The following is a 20246-nucleotide window of genomic DNA, read 5'->3' on the forward strand; positions in this document are numbered from 1 at the left end:
GCGGCACTCAGGTCAGATCGCGCAGAGCGGCGTCGAGGGTTGGATAGCGGAACGTGTAGCCAGCCTCGGTCAAACGCTGCGGCACCACGCGCTGACCGTCGAAGAACAGCTGCGCCATCTCCCCCGCCATTGCACGCACTGGCGCGGCGGGAATGTGCAACCACACCGGACGCTTGAGGACCTTGCCGGCCTGCTCGGCGAACGCGGCCTGACTGACCGTTTCCGGCGCGACCATGTTGTAGGTCCCGCGCAGAGTGTCGTCGTTGAACGCCCGCGCGATCACCTGAAGCACATCATCGCGATGCACCCAGCTCATGATTTGCCGACCGTCACCCATCCGCCCGCCGAAACCCAGGCGGAACGGCATCAGCAACGGCGTCAACGCACCGCCGGGGCCGAAGACCACGCCAAGACGCAGCACCACCTGACGCACGCCAAATTCCGTGGCTGGTTGCGCGGCGGCTTCCCAGCGCGCACAGAGTTCGGCCATGAAGCCGTCGCCCTTGCTGGCGTGTTCGTCGAGGCTTTCGCTGGCATCGCGCACGCCGTAGAAACCGATGGCCGAGGCTTGAATCCACAGCGTTGGTTTGTGCTTGGTGTTCTTCAGCCAGGTCATCAACGCTTCGGTGGTGCCGACTCGGCTGGCGAGCAGTTGCGCCTGACGTTTGGGAGTCCAGCGTAGGCCGGCGACGGGTGCTCCGGCGAGATTGATCACTACGTCGAAGGCTTCGTCGTGGCTGAGTTCGCTGAGCGAATGCACGCAGTGGACGCGGCCGTTGAATAGATTGGCCGCGCTCAACGGATCGCGCGTCAGTACGCTAACCGAATGGCCCGCGTCGAGTAATTGATTGACCAAGGCTTTACCGATGAACCCGGTGCCGCCGGTGATCAGCACGCGCTTGAAAGCGCTGTCGGCAAACGGGTTGGATTGGCTCGGAGTCTTTACTGCAGGAGACTTTCGGCGGTCATGCCGATAAAGCCAGAACAACGGCGGCAACAACACCAGCAATGCAAAGCCGTCGAGCCACAGGTGCGACCAGACCTGTTGTTGCGCTGAGAGCCACATGTCCTGCGGCGCCCATAACAGGATGCCGGCGCTCAACCAGCCCCACACTGCCGGGGCTTTCAAGCGATTGCCTAGGTGCACCAACGCGAGCATGTACAGCGAATAACTTTGCAGCGTCGCGCCGAACAGCGCGAGCCACCAGACTTGTTGTTCGTGGCCGGCGGCGGGTACCGCATCGGCACCCCAGAATGCGAGTTCGAGATTGTGCAGGTAGCCGTCGAGTAATCCGGAATGACCGGCCCAGGTCAGGGTGAGTCCGGCGAGAATGTGCACGACTGCGGCGGCGTATAGCCAGAGCACTAACGCTGGGCGAAGGGAGTTCGAGGGGGCTGGCATTCCGTGTCCTGAGCGCATTCCTTGGGGGCTGGGAGTTTAAAGGAAAATCGCAGTCGTCAGATGCTCAAAAACTAAACGTTTTACCGGACGGATTCAGACCCAACGACTGCGAAAACGCATCAGACATGACCCAGCATTTCAGATGCAGTGACTGGCCTTGATCGGTTCAGCGCCCTGCGATCCCAATCGCCCCACGTTGAAGATGCCCAACTGATTACCTTTGTCAGCCGCCATTTGATAACAGGCTAACGCCCGGGACATATCCTTCGTTCCAAACTCACCACCTTCAAAGGTCGAGGCCAGATAATTCATCGCATCAGCGGAGCCCATGGAAATAGCACGAATAACCTGCTCTTTTGCCTGCTCGGGATGGAGGCAAGGGCCGTTATAGTCAGTGGAGTTTCCTGAACAAAGAAACGTGGCATAGGCCAACGCGCCACTCGGTATTTTCGAGGCCGCTTTGAACAGCGCCTCAACCTTCGGGGTTTCCAACTGAGACGCCATCTGCGAAAGGCTTAGGCTTGCCGCCGACAGGCTCGCCTGTGCATCACCTGACTCTGCAGCACACACGAAATTTTCCAGGGACGCTTCAATCAACTCCACAGTCAGCGGGTATTGCTCAAGAAACCCCAGCCCACCAAGCGCTTCGGCACGCTGATAACAGAAGTTCTCGGCGCGGCTCATTCCCGGGTTATCTGTTGCGACAAGATCCTTCTCACTGATCGACCAATCCTCAATCCCCTCAAGCACCCAGCACGCCTGACGAGAGAAGTTGAAGATTTTGACATTGCTGTTGCCTGCTCTTTTATCCACCACGTTGACGTGACTGTCGTCGACCTCTTGGATTTCAACTCCAGGTGTCTTGCCGGGTGTGATTGCAGCCATCAGCGGGTAGGTGAACGTAGTTCCACTGACACCCGAAGTCGAAGGCTCAAAGGTACTTCGATCCTTTCCTGCTATCGGTTTCAACACCAGCGATTTGACCGTCATCGCAGTGAGACGGCGTTGTGATTCGCTGTTGGCGGAAAACGCTGTCAGGAAAGGCGCGAACTCCTCCGAGGGGCAAGCGTCGCTGGTGGGAGCCGTCGAAGCGCTCTTATCGGATGCAAGCGCAGGGACAATCTTGTCCAGATACGCCGAGCGCTCGCGACTCATTCTGGCGATGCACGAGTTAACGGCGACCACATGCGCCGGCATCCCAGTCTCGATTTCGAATGCTTCCAAAGGGCAGTTCGCATCGCGCAACTTCAACCACGCACGTTGCGACTCCTTGACCTTCGCCGCGTACTCCGCGCCCAACGCCGGATCTGTTCGATAGTCAGACTCAAGCCGCGTCATCAACTGCTTGTAGCTGACGTTCAATTGCGCATCGGCAGCCTTCTTCGCCGCCTCCGAGCAGGGCACCATTTCCAGACTTGAGGTGACATTGCTGCAGTCGTCCTGCGCATAGGCAGCTGAAGCCGGCAGTAGCACGGCCAGCAGGGTAAAAACAAAACGTTTCACGGTGTTCATCCTTGAGTCATTCAGGTTTTGCGTTTGGTGAATCGGGTGATGCATTGCTTGGGTATGTTCATTTCCCAGTAGGTGCTGAGCAACGCTTTACGCTTTTTGTCGACGCGCAGGTTAACGAAGCCATCGCCGCAGTCCGGCTGTAACTCTTCGAAGGCGCCGGTTTTGACTTGGTAAATGAACACCCGGTAGTAGTGGTAAGTGCCCATGCCGTCATCGAGCTGCCAGATCGCGAAATCCTTGGCGCCGTCGAAATTGAAATCGTCGAACTGCATGTGGAGTTCGTTTTCGGCTTCAAAATCGATTGTTCGCGACTCGCTGTGCGTTTCGCTTTTAACCGCGATGTTCAGCTTGGAGCCTTCGAGAATCAGCGTCGCGTCGACGTCTTTGGTTGGACTGAACGTGGTGGTTTCGGCCAACGCCGAGATTGTCCACATCAGGCCGAGCAGAGATACCGCTAGAGTTTTGAATTGCATGTGCTCGCCCTACTCCTCCCCGTGAAACGCGGCTCGTCTCAATTGCAGTTTTCTCGAGATTTCGCTGCCTGCGGAATACGTTCACCCTTTCCGTTCATTGTCATTTTAGCGATGTATTCCTTATAAAGCGGACATGCGTCGGACTTCATTCCGATATCCCAATAAGCATCTGCCAAATTCAATGTTGCAACGACTCTCTCCGGAAACTTTTTATGAATTCCCCTCAAAAGCAAAGCAGCTAAAACATTGTTTTTGCTACGATACAAATAATAAGCATAGTCATTTAGAGGCCCGACATTATCATTGGAAATTATCAAAATTAGCTCATACACCAGCTCTTGAGGAATACTCCTCCTTACCTTGTTACCGCTATCATCGAGCCCATAAAATAATTCTCCTTTTTCGCCCTGAGGAAGCTTACCAAGAATATATTTGAAGTCTTTCCTGATTTCTGCAAGCTGATCCTCATTACTCAAATAGCTAAAATCGGGCCCATTTTCGGAGAACTGAGAAAACAGGGTGCAACACGCCACACGCTGGACATTAAACTTCTGCGGAAATAGTGCTTCAACTGGTACCCTCTCACCACCCAGGGTATATTTTTCATCTCTACTAGGTTCCGCCCAAGTAGATTTTTTATAGAGAACCCAGTCTTTCCGCGCAGATTCCCATTTAAAACTATACTGCTTAAGATCAGTATTACGAGTATAAAAATCCAGCAACAACGAAAACTCACCTGGTAGATAACCTACAGATAACCCACCGTCTCCAAGTTCAAAAACCCCCGAAACTGACTTGTTACCCCCACCAACATCTATAGTAATTAGCGAAATCGTACCGTCATCCTCAAGTGGGCTAACACCATACGAATCGCAGATTCCATCCCCATTCAGGTCAGCCTCGCAGCTAGAACTCGCATTGACCACTGACGCCATGAGCGCGAAAACTAAAAAAGCTACCACCCTCATTCTAAGGTCCCCTCAAGTGCAACTATGCGCGGTTCGGCGTATTGTTTAGCCGCTGAAAATAAAAATGGACAACAAAGGGGACAGATTTATTTGGGCTCAACGATAAAACAAACAGATAAATAAATCCGCCCCCTTTACCACCTGACTTAAATTGCCAATGTGGTGACGTATGCGCTGGATCATCTGGAAGACTAGATGGCGGTGAAGCAGGAAGTAACACCGCAAGAGGATACACGGGACGGACTCAGCTAAAAATGAACCGCCCCGTTTTCTCTATTGCCGCGCACACAACTTTTAATGCTTTTTGTCCTGCAAGCTAAAGTAATTTTTAATGCTCGCCGCATCTTTATAAGCACAGACCACTTTATTTCCCATTACCAGATCTGCCCCCTCCATACAATTATCTAGAGCTGGGTCAGGCAAATCGCCACTAAAATGAAGCAAGGATACACTTCCACCATCTCTCCTTATTGGGAACTCCATTACCGAATAAGCAAAACCGTCAAATGCCGAGTTCGACAATTTTCTTTTTGTCAACACAAACATAGACTTTCCGGCTCTCGCAGGGGACTTCCACTCGTAGAAAAATACAGAAGCGATCTGATCCCCCTCAACCTTCCAAACATAGTTTAGAGAGGGTTTACCGGAGTTCAATGATGAGTAATATATCTCAGCATCGGCAACATGCTCTTCTTTAGCTATCGCCTTCAGACTATTTTTCAAAAAAAATACAGCGATCTTTTCTTCGCCCAAAGAGGCTACCACCGTAGGATGGAATTCACCTATTGTGGGTGCGGCATCCGCAAACACATTGGACGCTACGAAGCCAAAAGCTACAAACGGAATAAAATGCCGATTAAATAGAGTTAAATATTTTTTCAACTTTATATCCTTTTGAGGAAAGAATGGAACAGACCACGTTTTTCGGGTAATTACTAAAACCGTGGTCTGTCCCCATTTCACCCTCATCGCTTTTGATCGGAAACGCGAACAATATATCCAACATCAGCTTCCTTCAGTGCCAAGAGTTGGACTGAAAGTGATTAGCTCAGCTTGGGCCAAAGCCGCCCATAACAGCCCAAGTAAGAATCCAGTTCCAACTTTAATCGCATGCGCACGTCCGACTTTTACCTACCATCTAAAAAGGCCAGATCCATCTCTAGCTCAGCTAATAAATGAATCTGACCGTTTCATATCTTTACCACTACTTGAAATCTTCAGCACTTTTCGGAAGCGCCTCGATACCTTTCAAGGCGTTCCAATTAATGAACGCGTAGCCACCTTCCTCGCACGACCTTCTAAGAATAAGCTCACCATCTTTTAGCACGGTCAAATAACTCGTAAACGCTTGCGCAACAAAATAAGTATATCGCCCACTATAAAACTTAATTGTATTTAAATTTGCGCTACCCTCAGAGGCATTTACTACATAGAAACGCCCCGCTGGAGGTAACTTACTCTTTGGATACACCAGTTCTAGCTTGCCAGGTACACCATATCTATATTGAACATACCCTGAATTTGGGTCATGGTTTTTTAGAGCGCAGACCGAGACTATTTTCCCGCCCGTGACTGGACAACTAAAGTAAACATCTTCCTGCGACTCGCAAAGCGTAATCTCACCTTCTTCCCCTGCGATAGCTGAAGACGTAAAAAAACTTAAAATCAAAACTACAACTAAAGCCCTGAGACTGCTTGCGTTAAACATATCACATCCTTTATACACACTCACTTAAAGTATTCTCCCTGCCATATTTTCTGAAAATTATCCTTTCTTGCTTGCCGACTATTCGTATTCATATTCACAATATTTGTAATTAAATCAACTACTGCATCTGTCGGTCCATTATCCGCTCTTAAATGCAACTCGCGACCTACCCAAAAATAGCATGCCGAGCGGACAGCATATTTCATCTGCAACAATAAATCAGGCGATTCCACGAAATCTTTATCATCGCCTGGCCATCTGCTTAAATTATTTCTATACCAGATAGTAAATTTACTATAGTTATCCCTACCCGTTAGCTGTTTTAGCCCTCGACCACGAAACTTCCATCCGTCGCCAGTTGCATAATCGCCATTCCCCAAATCATCCCGACCACCATATGCCCGATTAGCGACCTCTCTATAATCTGCCGCCGTCACCGCGGTTCCATCAGCCTTTATCGGCTTTGTAGTTTGATAGCCTAAAGCATGAGCCGCACTTGGATTATTCGTGAAATACGAGAATGTCGCTATCAGAGAGGTAGCCTTCCACAAAAAACTTTCCTCCACACTAAGTGACGGCCCTGTCTCTTGCATTACCTGTGCAAAAAAATGACTCCTGCGCAGTGGTGTATCAAGCTTAAAGAAATCAATATTAGCGTTGAGTTCATCAGCTATCGCCTGAAGATCTACATATTTCGACGGGCCAAGTCCGGGGTAGATCTTTTTCATCATATCCAAAGTAAACTCAAACTTTGGCTTCACCTTGATATATTCAATAAACCCTATCGGATGAAAATGCCAAACAAGTCCATCAGCAGGAACCTCTGCCTTACCAGACAGTTCACTCCAGAACACCAATTTATCGATACGTGTCTTCTCATGGGCGAGCGTCTTTGGTGAGCCTTCCAAAATCTGCGGCAATCTACCCCACTTCGCCTCGCCGGACGTGTCCTTCCACTCAGTTGGATGATAGGCAATAAGCTTTGACCAATGAGACCTAAGCTCAGCATTTTGCAATGCCTTAGGAAAATCCTCTGGTGTAACTTTCCCGTCTGCGTTTCCAAGCCTATCTAGGTCACTGTATAGGCCTTTAAAAAATTCTGGCATATCATCTGGATCAAGGAAGCCATCTGCGACAGCACTCGACTCCTTTACAATCCGAAAGCCAAGCTTTTCCCAATCGTGCTGAGAGATTATCTCCGCTTCGCCTTTTGCGATTAGGCCTGTTTTACTTTGGCCATCCTCTTCAACCTTTGGCTCATACCATTCATCTGGATTTTTGAATATTGGAACTTTACTCAGTTCAATGGCATGGTCCGAAACCAACTCCACAACTCCCGTCTGGGGAGGCTTTTTTAACAAAGTTTTATTAGCGGACAATCGCAAAAATTTCTTCCCAGTGGCCAACCCAGCTGGATTTTTTAAAAACTCTTCCAATTTTTGATCTGTTGTGAAGACCTCGATATGAACCTGGTGCTTGCGAGTTGCCTCACCGCTCTCATCAAGAAGATTTTCCATCAGGCCTAAGTAACCAATAGGATTTCCTGCCTTGATACCGATACTAGTAATGACGACTTTCTCAAAAGCCTCATCAACGGGAGTCACTGTATCCCAGCGCATCGCTGGCGATGGAAGCTCATTTTCGACGCAAGCCCAAAACGTTGGCGGCACCGCTCCGCCCCCTCCGGGGCCGCCGCTAATTAGCGTGCATTCGGCCATGCGCCTAGTCTCTCCAGCGATATTCAGGTTGACAACTTTCTCGCTGTCGAAAGTAACAACACTTGTAGCTACCAATGCTATAGAGCCAACTGGTGGCCCCGCATTTTGCCCGTTGGCTTGTATTGCCGGAGCGCTGTATATCGGTAAAGGTTGTGGCCCTACTGTCGCCTTTACTTTGCCGTGCCAATAATTCGGTTTTTCTCGCTGCGGAGGTAAAACTTCGAACCAACTTGGTCCTGCAATGGCGCCACCAGTTGTTGTTCGAGGATATACCTCACCATTTTTTTTGTAGGCAAACCAAGCCTCCTGACCCACAGAGCGGCCTGCCACACTTCCCTTAAGAATTTTGCCCTTGGCATAAACCTCAACTGTTCCCTTTTTTTCGAGAATCTCAAACTCTGTGCCTGCAGCGATTGCTCCATAAGTATGGCAACCAGGTTCACCCTTAGCGTCGCTACGCGCAGTAAAACCACCGGCGATCATTTTGATTCTTTGATTAGGCGCTTCTTCAGGTGACAATGGATACCGATCAAACGGTAATAAATGCATGTACAAGCTGTAAAATGTCAGCTTGTTCTGTTTACCTTTATTCGCGCCTTCTTCGGTATTTGGTGGTGAATGATATTCGTGACGCACCAAACAGAAAGAATTAGTATACCTCAGAGACTTAGAGCCCTCGCCCTCACCGAAGGTTGATGTCAAGTAATCCTTGCTCAAGCGATAAGCGACAACTTCACCATCAGCAATACAGCGCACAGGTTCCTGCAGTACACATTGAGGCGCACTTAGGTCACTAATATGGATTCCACCATGCCAGAATTTGTTATTTCCCAGTAAATAGTGCCCTGACGTCTCAGTTCCGATAGCCTGATAAATCTCTTCGGCATCTTTAAACTGCTTCCCATCGGACTTTCTTATGGGAAACTCAAACTTAATCGTCGGAACGATTATTTCCGGAGTTGTGCTTTGGGTCGAGGAGTCAGTCATTCTTTGCTTCCTGCAAGCTTACAGTCGAGCTCTTTGACTCAACCCATTCCTGTTTGGCGACCATCGGACTTGATGACTTCGCAGTTAAAGTTGTCATTTTCAATCGCACTTTAGCTCGACCAAAAAACATGCTAACCGGGACAGATGCAGTTGGCATTCCTATAATCAATTTTTTCTCAAAAGCACGATTCATGTCTTTTACTCAGAAAACACAAAAAAAGCCTTCGGCTTAACCTTCTCAGGCGGCGAATTCGCCAACGCCTGATCCATCAAACTCCCCGCCTTATCCTTATCCGCCGCCCCCGGCAGCACCGGCGGTTTAATCCCGATCCCGGTGCCGGAACCAGCCGAGCCACCGGCGTTGATCTTGATCACCGGCCCAACCACCGTCACCCCACCGCCATCGAGCTTGATAAAGCTCCCACCCCCAAGAATGGTCAGCTCTGTCCCCGCCTCAATAACAATCTTGTCCCCAGCCTTGAGGTGAATTTCTTTCCCCACGCTGGTCAGTTGCGCAGTCCCCAGCTTCACATGCTGGTTCTGCCCAATCGTGAGGTGATCATCCAGCTTCGCTTCAATCTTGCGATCGGAAATCGTGGTGCGGTGTTCCTCGGCTTTCAGCTCGGTGTAGGTGTTCTTCACCACTGTGTCGTGACGTTCATTACCGACCCGAATCTTCTGGTCATGCTCAACGTTTTCATCCCAATCCCGCTGGGCATGAATGTAGATCTGCTCCGCACCTTTCTTGTCTTCGATGCGCAGTTCGTTGTACCCACCGCCACCCGGTGAGCTGAGCGTTTTGAACACGCTGCGAGTCTTGTTCGCCGGCAAGGCATACGGCACCGGGTTTTCCTTGTGGTACAGGCAGCCGGTGACGAGGGGCTGGTCGGGGTCGCCTTCGAGGAAGGTGACGAGGACTTCCATGCCGATGCGCGGGATGCTGATGGCGCCGTAGCGGTCGCCGGCCCAGGAGCTGGAGACGCGCAGCCAGCAGCTGGTTTTGTCGTCGGCGAGGCCTTCGCGGTCCCAGTGGAATTGCACTTTGATGCGGCCGTACTGGTCGCAGTGGATTTCTTCGCCTTTGGGGCCGGTGACCATGGCGGTCTGGCTGCCGAGGACGCGTGGTTTCGGGTGTTCGAGGGCGGGGCGGTAGAACACGTCCCACGGGGTGGCGAGGAAGGTGTTGCGGTAGCCTTGGTGAAAGTCGTCCTTGTTGTCGGTGGTGTCGCTGGTTACGCCTTCTTCGAGGACTTGCGGCTGCTTGCCTTCGTGAAAGATTTCGGTGAGCAGCCACAGGTCGTTCCACTCGCTGCGCGGGTGGTCGGACATCGCCATGAAGTGGCCGCTGACCAGTTTGGTCTGGTCGCCGCGACCTTCGGCCTGGCGGTAGTCGGCGCGGTGGCGTTCGAGGGCGCGCTGGCTGAGGAACTTGCCGCGCGCGCGGTCGATGAAGCGGCCGGGGTAGTCGTAGTCTTCGAGATCTGGTTCGGCGTCTTTGCTATCGAGAGCGCCTTCGGGTTTGTAGGCGGCTTCCATTTGCAGGCGCGGTTTTTCGAAGTCGTAATCGCGGCGCGTGGTACGGCTGGTGCGGGTTTCCAGGCGCAGTTTGAAGCCTTTGATCACCGTTTCTTCGGCGACCATGCCGCTGCCTTGTACGTACGCGGTTGGCTGGCCGAGGTCGGGGAACACGGTCTGGTCGTCGCCGAACACCAGCAGGTGGGCTTTTTCGCTGTGCTGGAAGTGGTAGTGAATGCCTTCCTCTTCGCACAGGCGCTGGACGAAGTGCAGGTCGGTTTCGTCGTATTGCACGCAGTAGTCGCGATCCGGGCACGGCTGGCTGAGCTGGAAGCTGTAGGCGTTGCCCTTGATGCCGTGTTCTTCGAGGATCAGCGCGATGATTTTCGGCGCTGACATCTGCTGGTAGATGCGCTGGTTGGTGCGGTGATGCAGGTATTGCAGTTGCGGCACCATCGACACTTTGTAGCGGGTCAGGCGCTTGCCGGCATCGCCTTGGGCGACGCGGTAGATCTGCCCGTGGATGCCGGAGCCTTGCGGATCGAACGCCAGAAACGCCTGCTTGTGCAGCAGTTGTTCGAGGTCCAGATCAGGGTTTTCGCTGACCAGTTCGAGGTCGAAACGAAACGGCTGGCTGATGCCTTCGGTGCCGGTGAACGACAGCACTTGCAGGTCGCCGACGTAGTCTTCGACCTTGAGGCTGAAGTGGGTTTCGTTAGCTGGGTTGAACATAAAGTGCTCCCTGTTCGAATGTCATCCGTTACGCCCGAAGTCGCAGACGTTGCAGCCAGGACGAAGTGGCGCCCAAGGCGTCACGCAATTGTTGGGCAGTGATGCTGCGTGCTGCCGGGTCGAAGCTCAGCGCGGTTCGCAGCGCTGGCCAGCCGTTTTTCGGTAAATTCGCCGGTGCTTGCAGTTCGCGCTCCAGGTGCTCGTCGCGGGCCTGAGTCGAGGGCAAGCGGCGAAACGGGTGTTTACCGCCCGCCAGTTCGTAGATCACGCAGGCCACGCCGTACACGTCCGCGCTGGCCGACAACGGTTGGCCCTCAAGCAGTTCGGGGGCGGCGTAGCCCGGGGTCCAGGCGTTGAAGCGTTCGCGGCTCAGGTGTGGCAGGCCGGGCAAGATGCCCTCCTCTGCCTGACCGAGGCCGAAGTCGAACAGGCGCAGGCCGTCTTCGCTGAGCATAACGTTGCTCGGTTTCAGGTCACCGTGCAGCACGCCGCGACCGTGGGCGTAGGCCAGCGTGTCGAGCAGCGGCAGGACGATGTCGCGCAGTTCGTGCCACGGCAGGCCGAGGGGCCGCTCGCAGAGCAATTTGTCCAGGGTCAGGCCACGCATGTATTCCATGGTGATGAAGGCCCGCTGGCAGTCGGTGTCGACTTCAAAGGTGTGTGCACGCACGACGTTGTCGTGGCGCAGGCGTCGGGTCAGAGCGAACTCGCTGTAGAGCAAGGCACTGGCGTCCGGCGATTCGGCAAATTCTTCGCTGAGGATTTTCAGCGCAATGTAAGGATCGGGATCACCGAACTGTTCGTGCAGCAGATCCCGCGCCCGGTAAACGGCGCCCATGCCACCGGCCCCGAGCAGTCGCTCGAGGTGGTAGCGACCGGCGAGTACATCCGGCAGTGCACCGATGCTGGCCTTGGTTGGCGCCAGCAAAGGTTCTGCCTTGTTCTCCTTGGCGAAGGCGAAGTAGGTCAGGTTGTTGGCCTGTTCTTCGCTCATCAGCAAGTCATCGACTGAGGATTCGATTTCAGTCATTGGCGGATCACCACGGCTGTCAGGTTGTCGCGCGCGGCGCCACGCAGGGCGCCGTCGAACAAACGTTCCAGCGCCACGTGCGGCGCGCTGAGGCTGAGGGCGTTGCCGAGGGCATCGCTGCTCAGGCCCTGATACAAACCATCGCTGCAGAGCAAAAACGCATCGCCCGGATAAACCTCAAGTTCGAGGACATCCAGGGTCAGTGTTTCGGCGGCGCCGACGGCTCGGGTCAACGCCTGAGCCGCCGGGTGCGCTGCCGCTTGTTCGACGCTCATTTGCTGCTCGTCGATCAATTGCTGTTGCAGCGAATGGTCCTTGGACAGCTGATACAGCCGCTGCCCACGCCACATGTAACAACGGCTATCACCGGCCCAGATGCAGGCCGCGCGATTGCCTTCCACCAGCAGCGCCACGACGGTGCTGCCCATGATGCTGTCGTGACGTCCGGCGGTGACCGTCAACTCCTGCCCCAAACGCCGGTTCAGCCAGTGCAGGCACTGGCGGATGGCTTTGAGGCGTTCGTCGAAGTCCTCGTGTTGCGGCAGTTCAGCCAGGCTGGCGACGATCAACTGGCTGGCAATGTCGCCACCCTGATGACCGCCCATGCCGTCCGCGACCACCCACAGCCCCTGCTGTGGCGAGTCGAGGAAGGCATCTTCGTTGCGCGCCCGCACCTTGCCCGGGTCGGTACGCGCCGCGCTGCGCCAGGCACTGGCCACCAGCATCAGAGCTGCACCGGCATACGGAAGGTGCGCAGTACGCCCATGTCGAACGGGTTCGGCGTGCGCTGGCTGGTCAGCAGGTAGTTGGCGCGCAGGCCACCTACATCGGCTTTCAGCACCAGCACGTCGCGACCGCTCAGGTACTCGGTCTGCATCAGGTCGAACAGACGGAACAGCGACCACGGGCCGGAGTTCTTCTCGATGCCGATCGGACGCCCGGCCATTTTGTCCATGACCAGACTGGTGCGACCGTCTTCAGCATCGGTCGGCCACTTGAACGACATTGGCAGGATCGGACCGTGGCGATATTCCATGGTCTTGTCGCCGAACTTGAACTCGGAACGGCTGACCGCCGGATCGAGGGTGTACGGCTCCAGTTTGAACTGCACGGTCGGCTCGGCCGGGTTGATCGAGAAGAAGCTCTGACGAATCGTCAGCGCCGCCGCCATCTGGTCCAGATACATTTTCGACACCGGCAGGCTGTGACCGTCGACGCTGCGCATGCGGTAGTTGCCCGGATCGCCGCTGACGAACGGACGCAGGTAGCTGTCGAAGAAGCGGTCGACGGTGCCTTGCGCGCGGAAGAACTCGCGGAAATCGCTGATCGCCACGTCGCTGGTGCTGCTGGCGCTGAACGGATAACGCTTGCTGATGGTTTTGCCATACACGCTGTACAGCTCGTTTTGATAACGGCCGTTCAGGTATTGGTAAGCATCGTTAAGCACCAGACGCCACGAGTCTTCGGCCAGCACGTTGAACCACACGCTGAGCGGACGCGGCAGACGGCTAGACGCATTGCGCAGGTTGGTCAGCGCATCACGCTGGCCGCTCATGCGGGTTTTCGCCATTTCGAACGCGGCTTGTTCTGGTGTGCTGGAACGGGCCAGACCGGCCAGTTGCAGTTGCAGGTCGTTGAGCGCGCTCAGCGCAGGCGTCAGGTCCGCCGCCGGGCCGTTGTTGTCATCGAGCAAACGATGCAGCGGTTCGAAGCGGCGTTGCAGCGACTTCTTCGCGGTGTCCGGCAGGGTCTTCGCCACGTTCAGGGCCGAAGCCTTGTCCGCCACGGCAGACGCCAGTTTGCCGACTTTACCCAGTTTGCCTTTCTGCCCGGCCAGCGCATCAGCAGCGTCGCCAGCTTCTTCGACAGGATCTGCAGCCGCCTGGAAGCGCGTGTTCTCGCGCACTTCGGTGAGCAATGCGAGCACCGGCGAGTTGGCCGAGGTCAGGCCCGCCAGTTGTTCGGCGCCTTCACCGGCGTCGCTGATCGGCGGCAGGGCAACCTGGCCAACCGCTTCGCTCCAGTAGTTGGCGTAGTCGCGGAAGTACAACTGCTCCAGCTCGACCATCAGGCGACGCAAGTCCATGTCGCTGATGCCCGCACCTTCGCCGAGCACCCAGTTGTCACGCAGGATATCGGTGACCAGCGCCGAACCCTGTACCGAGAAATACTGCTGATAACCGGTTTGCGTGTAGAAGCCCGGGATCACGTATTCGGTGCCGATAAACAGCGAGCCTTGTGGGCCGAGGTGTTGGCTGAAGCGGTAGTCCGGCAGGTTGCGCGCCTGCTCGCGGAGCATGCGGTAAACCACGGTGGCCAGCGATTCGCTGCGCAAGACCTGACGCGCCTGAGTGACCAGTTGGTCGTTCAGCGGGTAGATAAACGGCTGCTTCAGCAAACGCTCCAGATGCGCGCTCAAACCGTTCTGCACCGCGGTGTTGCCGGTGTAGCGCGTCGACCAGTCAGTGGCGACCCAGTCCTTGAGCCACGCGGCATCGCGACGATCCTTCATGTTCAACATCAGGTACGCGCGCAGGCTGTTGAGCAGACGGTCGCGGTCCTTCATGTTGGCGCGGATCTGCCCTTCGAGCATGGTCGCAACCCGTGGCAGCAGTTGCTTTTCAAGCTCGCGCTCGTAAGCCTCTTTGACCACTGGATTGACGTCTTCGCCCTGATACAGACCACCACGTTCGTGGTACGAAACGTCGCCCTTCTTCGGGAACACCTGCGTCGCGGCGTAGCTGGTGTCGAGGGTTTTCAGCACGCCCATGGCGTCATCACGCGGCGACAATGCCGTGCGCTGCTGCGTCCAGTTCTGCGCCAGATTGCGCAGGTTTTCCAGACGCTCGTAGTTGGCCGAGAAACCGCCCGCCCAGAGCATGCCGAACAGTGCCAGGGCCGCCAGTGCGCCGACGTACAACGCACGTTGGCCCCAATGAATACGGCTTCGTTCGCGCTTGTCCAGACCGGCCAAATCGGATTCCGGGAAAATCACTTGGCTGAACAAGTGATGGATAAACCGCGAACGACCGCTGCGCAGGGTCGGCAGCACACCGGCATTCAAGCCGAGGCTGGCACCGATGCCGGCGGTGGTCGAGTCCATCTCTTGAGTCAGGTGCGGTGCGCTGGTCAGGTAGAAACCACGCAGTTGCGTGGCACGCTGATAACGGTTGCCGGTGAACGCCATGTCGACGAACAGGCACAGACGCTCGCCGATCTGCCCCAGTTGATGCGGGAAGTCGAGGATGCGGCCACGGCGCTGGGTATCGCGCTCGGAGTGCATGCGCATGATCACTTGGCTGTTGAGGCGACGCAGCAGTTCTTCGAACTCGTTGCGCAGCACAGCGACGTCGGTGCCGACCTGATCCTTGCGGAAACTGGTGCCGAGCACTTGATCGCTTTCTTCGCGGGTCAGTTGATCGAAGAACTCGTCGAAGCCGAGCAGCTTGTCAGCCTTGCTCAGGACCAGATACACCGGCACGTCGACGTGCAGTTTCTGATGCACGTCTTGCAGACGGCCGCGAATCTGGCGCGCAAGGGTGTCGATGTCCTGCTCACTGCCGCCGAGCAGGGTTTCCACCGGAATGGTCACCAGCACGCCGTTCAACGGACGCCCGCGACGACGCTTGCGCAGCAACTCCAGCAACGTCGTCCAGGCACCGCCGTCGACTTCGACATCCGGTTGCGTGGTGTAACGCCCGGCGGTGTCGATCAGCACACCGTGGTCGGCGAAGTACCAGTCGCAATGACGGGTGCCGAGGGTGTCGCGGGTCAGCTTGCGGTCGATCTTGTTGATCGGGAATTCCAGACCGGAGAAGTCCAGCAGGCTGGTCTTGCCGGAAGCCTGCGGACCGATCAGCAGGTACCACGGCAAGTCACTGCGCCAGCGCTCGCTGCGGCCGCGATACAGGCTCGAGGTCTTGAGGGTTTTCAGCGCGTCTTTGAAGCGCGCCTTCAACTCCTTCTGCTCTTCGTCGATCAGCTCTTCGCGGCGAATGCGGTCCTGGCCGTCCTCGCTTTCTTCTTCGGCTTTCTTGCGGATACCGCTGCGCCAGCTGACGAAGACCATGGTCAGGCCCCAGATCAGGAACAGCACAGCGATGGTCAGCAAGCGCGCGGTCGCACTCTCCCAGAACTTGTAGTCATCAACCGCCAACAACGGGCCGACGAACCACACCAGCAGCGCCACGAACAGCACCAGCAGCAAGGTCCAGACCCAGGTCTGGCGCAGGAAGGCGCCGACTTTCTTGAAAAACTTTTTCATCACACGTCCCTGTTTACGGCTGCGACTGCGGTTGCACCGCGGCCGGATCAAGCGGCTGATAAGGTTGCAGAACGGTGTCGCGCTGCTCGCCCAAGACCCAGGCGAAGCCCGAATACATCACCACCAGACAGACGAAAGTGAACAACACCACCATCCACGCCGGCACGATGCGCACCAGGTTGCGACGCTGATCGTTGAGGCCTTCCCAGTGCGGCGACAACTCGCGCGGCACGTCGCCACGCAATTGACGGATCTGCCGGTACAAGGCGTCACGGATGCCTTCAAGTTCGAGCATGCCGCGTGCCTGTACGCGGTACTTGCCCTCGAAACCGAGGGACAGGCACAGGTACATCAGCTCGAGCATCGGCAGGTGCTTGACCGGGTTCTTCGACAGTCGATCGAGCAACTGGAAGAACTTCTCGCCACCGAAGGTTTCGTTGTGGAAGCTGCTCAGCAGGCTCATCTGCGACCATTCGCTTTCGTTGCCCCACGGTGTGGTCACGACAGCTTCGTCGACCACGGTGCAAAGCACGTAACGCGCGGCCATCACCTGGCTGCTTTCGGCGCCGTTGTGCAGGGCGCGTACTTCAAACAGTTTCAGCCCGGCAGTCAGACGCTCGTTGAGTGCGTACAAGTCTTCGCGGGTTTCGCTGTGCTTGAGGCGCACCACTTCCGAAAGCAGCTCGGACGAGGCCGCCACCAGCGAATTGAGGCTGATGTTGAACGCTTCTGCCGGGCGCAGGCGCGCGGCGTAGATCATGCGTTCTTCCAGTTGCTCGAAACGCGGCGGCGCGGCGAAGTCGGTCAGCGGACTCGTTGCCGGTCCGTGGCCCTGACGATCGAGCAGGACGGTTTTGTCGTCCTGGTTGTAATCCGTTTCCTTGATCATGTCGGTCAGTTCCTGATGGCCCAGAATTTCAGTTCAAGCTCGGCAAATTCGCCGGACACGTGGAACGCGAAACCGCCGGAGCGCTCGAGTTGTGCCAGGTCTTCGGAACTGAGTTCGAGGATGAAATAGGTTTTGTTCGAGTGGAACGCGATCTGCCGCGGGGCCACCGGCAACGGTTTGACCTTGATCCCCGGCAAGTGCAGGTTGACCAGTTGGCGGATGCGCTCCACCGGGCCGACCTTGAGGTGCGCCGGCAAGCGGTGGCGCAGTTCTTCGGAGTCGCAGTTGGCACTGGCTGCCAGCACGAACGACGCCGAGCCAAGCAGTTTGTGGTCGTGCAACGGCGAGACGATGATGCCGTACTGACGCGCTTGCAGGATCAGTTCGATGGCGTGCTGTTCGAGCACCATCGACAGCACCTGACGAATCGCTTCCATCAGCTTGCGGAAGCTGCCGCCCTGGTCAGCGTGGGAGTAGCGGCTGTCCAGACGCGGGCGTTTGCTTTCGCCGGAGAAGGTCGCCAGATCGCCGAGCATGGTCAGCAGCGTGCGGTACAACTCTTCCGGGTGCACTTGCTCCAGACCGAGGTAGTGACGCAGCAGCAGTTCGGTGCGGTTGATCAGTTGCAGCATCATGAAGTCGCCGACTTCGGCACCGCCGACCTTGCCGTTGGAGCGGATGCGCTCGGCAATCGTGTCGCCACGGTGGTTAAGCATGCTGATGACTTCTTTCAGACACGACAGCAAGTAGCTGGAGGCGTGGGCCTGAATGTAGGTCGGCACGAAATCCGGGTCGAGGCTGATCACGCCGTCGGGCGTGGTGTCGAGCACGTCGCAGATCTTCAGCTTCACGTAGGCCTGATCGCTCTGTTGCTCGCCGAGCAACAGTTTGAAGTCCGGGCGCCCGCAGCTGACCTGGCTGGCGGAATCGTCGCCGGCATTGGAGTCGGCCACTTCGGCGTCGTACGCGGTGTAACGCGCGAGCACGTCGGATTGCTCCGGACGGCGCGACTCGATGTGGTTACCGGTGACCAGCGGCAGCGCCAGATAGATCGGCGTGTTGCCGGTGTTCGGCGGCACGTCCAGCGCCAGCGGCTCAGTGTTGCCACCGAGTTCGAACAGGCTGCCGTCCGGCAGAATCCCCGAGGCTTCACTGATCACCAGTTTGCCCATGTTGAGGAACTGCAAGTCGATCTCCAGATTGAGGAAACCCCAGGTGTAGCCACCCAGCAATTGCGTACGGGTTTTCATCTGGTGATCGTAATAACGATCGTTGTGCTGGAAGTGTTGCGGACGCAGCAGCATGCCTTCCTGCCAAATGACTTTATGGGTATTCATGATCAGTCATCCGCCTTGGCGAGCACTTGATTGGTGTTACGGATGCCGGTCTGGTCCAGAGTCAGATCGACTTCGGTGACTTCCAGCGGAGTGATCTGAACGGTGTGGCGCCATTGGGTGTCCGGCAAGTCGCGGTAAGCGGCGAGAACGCCCACATAAAGGCTGCCCTCTTCCACCTTGAGCTTCATCTCCACGGTTTCGCCCGGACGCAGCTCGAGTTCTTCGCTGGCCACCAGATCCGGGTTGAGCGATTCCTTGGCGCGTTCGTAAAGGCTGAAGAAGTCAGCGTTTTCGAAGGTCACCGGGTGCTTGAGTTCGAACAGGCGCACGACGATCGGCGACGGCCGACCGTTGAGGTCCGGGTTGAGCTGATCGCTGCCGGTCAGCTTCAGGTTTATCTTGGTCACTTTCGAGTACGGCGACAGCGACGAGCAACCGGCGAGCAGCACCAGCACGGTGAGCGCAGTCAGCGTCTTGAAAAAAGCGGTCGAGCGGCGAGACATGCGCATCATCCTTGGTGGTCGGTGTGGAGGGTGGAGATCAGGCGAATCTGTTCTTCGTAGGCCTGGGCAAAGTCGCGGGCCAGCAGACGCTCGCTCCAGTCATCGTCCTGACGCAGGGCCTGGTGATAGCGACCGAACGCTCGCCAGCGTCCGCCCGAGGTGGCGATCAACGGCTTGTTGTCGCGCTCGAAACGCAGGGTCAGTTGCTCTGGCGAGAAATGCTCCAGCGTGCCGCGTACGGCGGCGCGGCTGGCGGTCAGCAAGGCCACCTGATGCGCCTGTAGATCGCGGAACGCGCGGGAAATCGCTTGCTCCGCCGGCAGATGGCCGGGCTTGCTTGGCTGCAACAGAATCTGCAGGGCTTCGCTCGGATCGACGGCGAATTTCAGCGGATTCTTGTTGGTGCCTTGCACGGTGGTCTGGGCCAGACGCAGTTCGTTTTTCAACTCGGAACGGGTGCGCAGGCTCTGCTGCAAACCGCCGATGCTTTGGCGCAGCAAACGCGCGGCGTTCAGCGCCAAAGCTTCACGTTCGTCGTGGCTGAGACCTTTGACGTCGACACCCAGCGCCGCACCGAAATGATCCCAGAAACCTTCGCTTTGACGCTCAACGGCTTTCGGTGCCGGAGCAGGCTCAGGTTCGACAGGGGCGGCGATCAGCTCCGGCACCATCAGGCTTTCCATGTCGATGCGCGCGTAGTCGGCACGCTGACGGGAATCCTCAGGCTTGGTGTTCGGCGCCAGCAGCTCGTCAATTTCCGAATACACACGCTCTTGCTGCTCAAGGGCATTGAGCGGATCGAGATCGAGGAACGCGTCGTCCGGGATGATGCTGCCAGCAGCGCGCGGGCGCCCGACTTCACCGTCGAAGGTCGCCGGGTCGCGCACCAGCCGCGCGCGGATCTCGAAGTCACCCAGCACGTAGGTGCTGCCGTGCTCGATACGCACCGGTTCGCCTTTGTGCAGACGTGCGCCGCTCTCGCCGTCCTGAACACCGTTGCTGCTGGTGTCGGTGAGGAAGAACGTGCCCTCGCGGTAGCTGACAATCGCGTGGTGGTTGGACAGGTGACGCTTGCGGTCAGGGATGATCCAGTCGCAGTCCTCGCCCCGCCCGATCACGCCGCCGGCCTGTTTGAAGGTCTTCTGGCACAACTCGGTGGGCACGAACTGCTTGGTGTTCAGCATTTCGAAAACCAATTCCATGTTTGA

At 56.3% G+C, this 20246-nt stretch carries 15 protein-coding genes; all 15 read right to left on the minus strand.

From position 1 onward, the window contains the following. Positions 1–7: 7 nt before the first annotated feature. Entirely contained in the window at positions 8–1402 is a 1395-nt protein-coding gene (locus tag RMV17_RS29010) for a TIGR01777 family oxidoreductase (RefSeq protein ID WP_311884337.1), read from the minus strand. 138 nt (positions 1403–1540) lie between these two features. Continuing rightward, complete coding sequence (locus RMV17_RS29015; protein WP_311887099.1) at positions 1541–2905, minus strand: lysozyme inhibitor LprI family protein; 1365 nt, start codon at positions 2903–2905, stop codon at positions 1541–1543. A gap of 20 nt (positions 2906–2925) precedes the next feature. Continuing rightward, positions 2926–3387 carry an XAC2610-related protein gene (locus RMV17_RS29020; RefSeq protein ID WP_311884339.1) on the minus strand — a complete coding sequence of 154 codons (462 nt, stop codon included), beginning with the start codon at positions 3385–3387 and terminating at the stop codon, positions 2926–2928. A 38-nt stretch (positions 3388–3425) separates the two neighbouring features. After that, entirely contained in the window at positions 3426–4355 is a 930-nt protein-coding gene (locus RMV17_RS29025; protein WP_311884341.1) for a hypothetical protein, read from the minus strand. 294 nt (positions 4356–4649) lie between these two features. Next, the gene (locus RMV17_RS29030) at positions 4650–5237 is read right to left on the minus strand and encodes a hypothetical protein (protein WP_311884343.1); all 588 of its coding nucleotides are present in this window, start codon (positions 5235–5237) and stop codon (positions 4650–4652) included. Between the two features lie 322 nt (positions 5238–5559). Continuing rightward, the gene (locus RMV17_RS29035; protein WP_311884345.1) at positions 5560–6063 is read right to left on the minus strand and encodes a hypothetical protein; all 504 of its coding nucleotides are present in this window, start codon (positions 6061–6063) and stop codon (positions 5560–5562) included. A gap of 20 nt (positions 6064–6083) precedes the next feature. After that, on the minus strand, positions 6084–8768 hold the full coding sequence (locus RMV17_RS29040; RefSeq protein WP_311884347.1) for a chitinase: 2685 nt from the start codon (positions 8766–8768) through the stop codon (positions 6084–6086). Between the two features lie 198 nt (positions 8769–8966). Next, positions 8967–11015 carry a type VI secretion system tip protein VgrG gene (locus RMV17_RS29045; protein WP_311884349.1) on the minus strand — a complete coding sequence of 683 codons (2049 nt, stop codon included), beginning with the start codon at positions 11013–11015 and terminating at the stop codon, positions 8967–8969. Between the two features lie 28 nt (positions 11016–11043). Beyond that, entirely contained in the window at positions 11044–12045 is a 1002-nt protein-coding gene (locus tag RMV17_RS29050; protein ID WP_311884351.1) for a serine/threonine-protein kinase, read from the minus strand. After that, positions 12042–12770, minus strand: a complete 729-nt coding sequence (locus RMV17_RS29055; RefSeq protein ID WP_007920303.1) for a PP2C family protein-serine/threonine phosphatase — start codon at positions 12768–12770, stop codon at positions 12042–12044. Before RMV17_RS29055 ends, RMV17_RS29050 begins: the two co-directional genes overlap by 4 nt. After that, the gene (gene tssM / locus RMV17_RS29060; RefSeq protein ID WP_311884354.1) at positions 12770–16309 is read right to left on the minus strand and encodes a type VI secretion system membrane subunit TssM; all 3540 of its coding nucleotides are present in this window, start codon (positions 16307–16309) and stop codon (positions 12770–12772) included. Before tssM ends, RMV17_RS29055 begins: the two co-directional genes overlap by 1 nt. A 13-nt stretch (positions 16310–16322) precedes the next feature. Continuing rightward, a complete protein-coding gene (gene icmH, locus RMV17_RS29065; RefSeq protein ID WP_108224962.1) occupies positions 16323–17198 on the minus strand; it encodes a type IVB secretion system protein IcmH/DotU in 876 nt (291 codons plus the stop codon). A 5-nt stretch (positions 17199–17203) separates the two neighbouring features. Continuing rightward, positions 17204–18535 (minus strand): type VI secretion system baseplate subunit TssK, encoded by a 1332-nt coding sequence (tssK, locus tag RMV17_RS29070; RefSeq protein ID WP_007920300.1) that lies wholly within the window; start codon positions 18533–18535, stop codon positions 17204–17206. A gap of 2 nt (positions 18536–18537) precedes the next feature. Then, complete coding sequence (tssJ, locus tag RMV17_RS29075) at positions 18538–19038, minus strand: type VI secretion system lipoprotein TssJ (RefSeq protein ID WP_007920299.1); 501 nt, start codon at positions 19036–19038, stop codon at positions 18538–18540. 5 nt (positions 19039–19043) lie between these two features. After that, on the minus strand, positions 19044–20240 hold the full coding sequence (gene tagH, locus RMV17_RS29080; protein WP_034152083.1) for a type VI secretion system-associated FHA domain protein TagH: 1197 nt from the start codon (positions 20238–20240) through the stop codon (positions 19044–19046). Positions 20241–20246 lie beyond the last annotated feature (6 nt).

The sequence above is a fragment of the Pseudomonas sp. VD-NE ins genome, assembly GCF_031882575.1.
In the GTDB taxonomy this organism is placed as follows: Bacteria; Pseudomonadota; Gammaproteobacteria; order Pseudomonadales; family Pseudomonadaceae; genus Aquipseudomonas; species Aquipseudomonas fluorescens_BZ.

Excerpts from the sequence above, each read along its gene's own strand:
- RMV17_RS29010 (WP_311884337.1), bottom strand. The coding sequence starts at position 1,402 with ATGCCAGCCCCCTCGAACTCCCTTCGCCCAGCGTTAGTGCTCTGGCTA.
- RMV17_RS29020 (WP_311884339.1), bottom strand. The coding sequence starts at position 3,387 with ATGCAATTCAAAACTCTAGCGGTATCTCTGCTCGGCCTGATGTGGACA.
- RMV17_RS29025 (WP_311884341.1), bottom strand. The coding sequence starts at position 4,355 with ATGAGGGTGGTAGCTTTTTTAGTTTTCGCGCTCATGGCGTCAGTGGTC.
- RMV17_RS29035 (WP_311884345.1), bottom strand. The coding sequence starts at position 6,063 with ATGTTTAACGCAAGCAGTCTCAGGGCTTTAGTTGTAGTTTTGATTTTA.
- RMV17_RS29040 (WP_311884347.1), bottom strand. The coding sequence starts at position 8,768 with ATGACTGACTCCTCGACCCAAAGCACAACTCCGGAAATAATCGTTCCG.
- RMV17_RS29045 (WP_311884349.1), bottom strand. The coding sequence starts at position 11,015 with ATGTTCAACCCAGCTAACGAAACCCACTTCAGCCTCAAGGTCGAAGAC.
- RMV17_RS29050 (WP_311884351.1), bottom strand. The coding sequence starts at position 12,045 with ATGACTGAAATCGAATCCTCAGTCGATGACTTGCTGATGAGCGAAGAA.
- RMV17_RS29055 (WP_007920303.1), bottom strand. The coding sequence starts at position 12,770 with ATGCTGGTGGCCAGTGCCTGGCGCAGCGCGGCGCGTACCGACCCGGGC.
- tssM (WP_311884354.1), bottom strand. The coding sequence starts at position 16,309 with ATGAAAAAGTTTTTCAAGAAAGTCGGCGCCTTCCTGCGCCAGACCTGG.
- icmH (WP_108224962.1), bottom strand. The coding sequence starts at position 17,198 with ATGATCAAGGAAACGGATTACAACCAGGACGACAAAACCGTCCTGCTC.
- tssK (WP_007920300.1), bottom strand. The coding sequence starts at position 18,535 with ATGAATACCCATAAAGTCATTTGGCAGGAAGGCATGCTGCTGCGTCCG.
- tssJ (WP_007920299.1), bottom strand. The coding sequence starts at position 19,038 with ATGTCTCGCCGCTCGACCGCTTTTTTCAAGACGCTGACTGCGCTCACC.
- tagH (WP_034152083.1), bottom strand. The coding sequence starts at position 20,240 with ATGGAATTGGTTTTCGAAATGCTGAACACCAAGCAGTTCGTGCCCACC.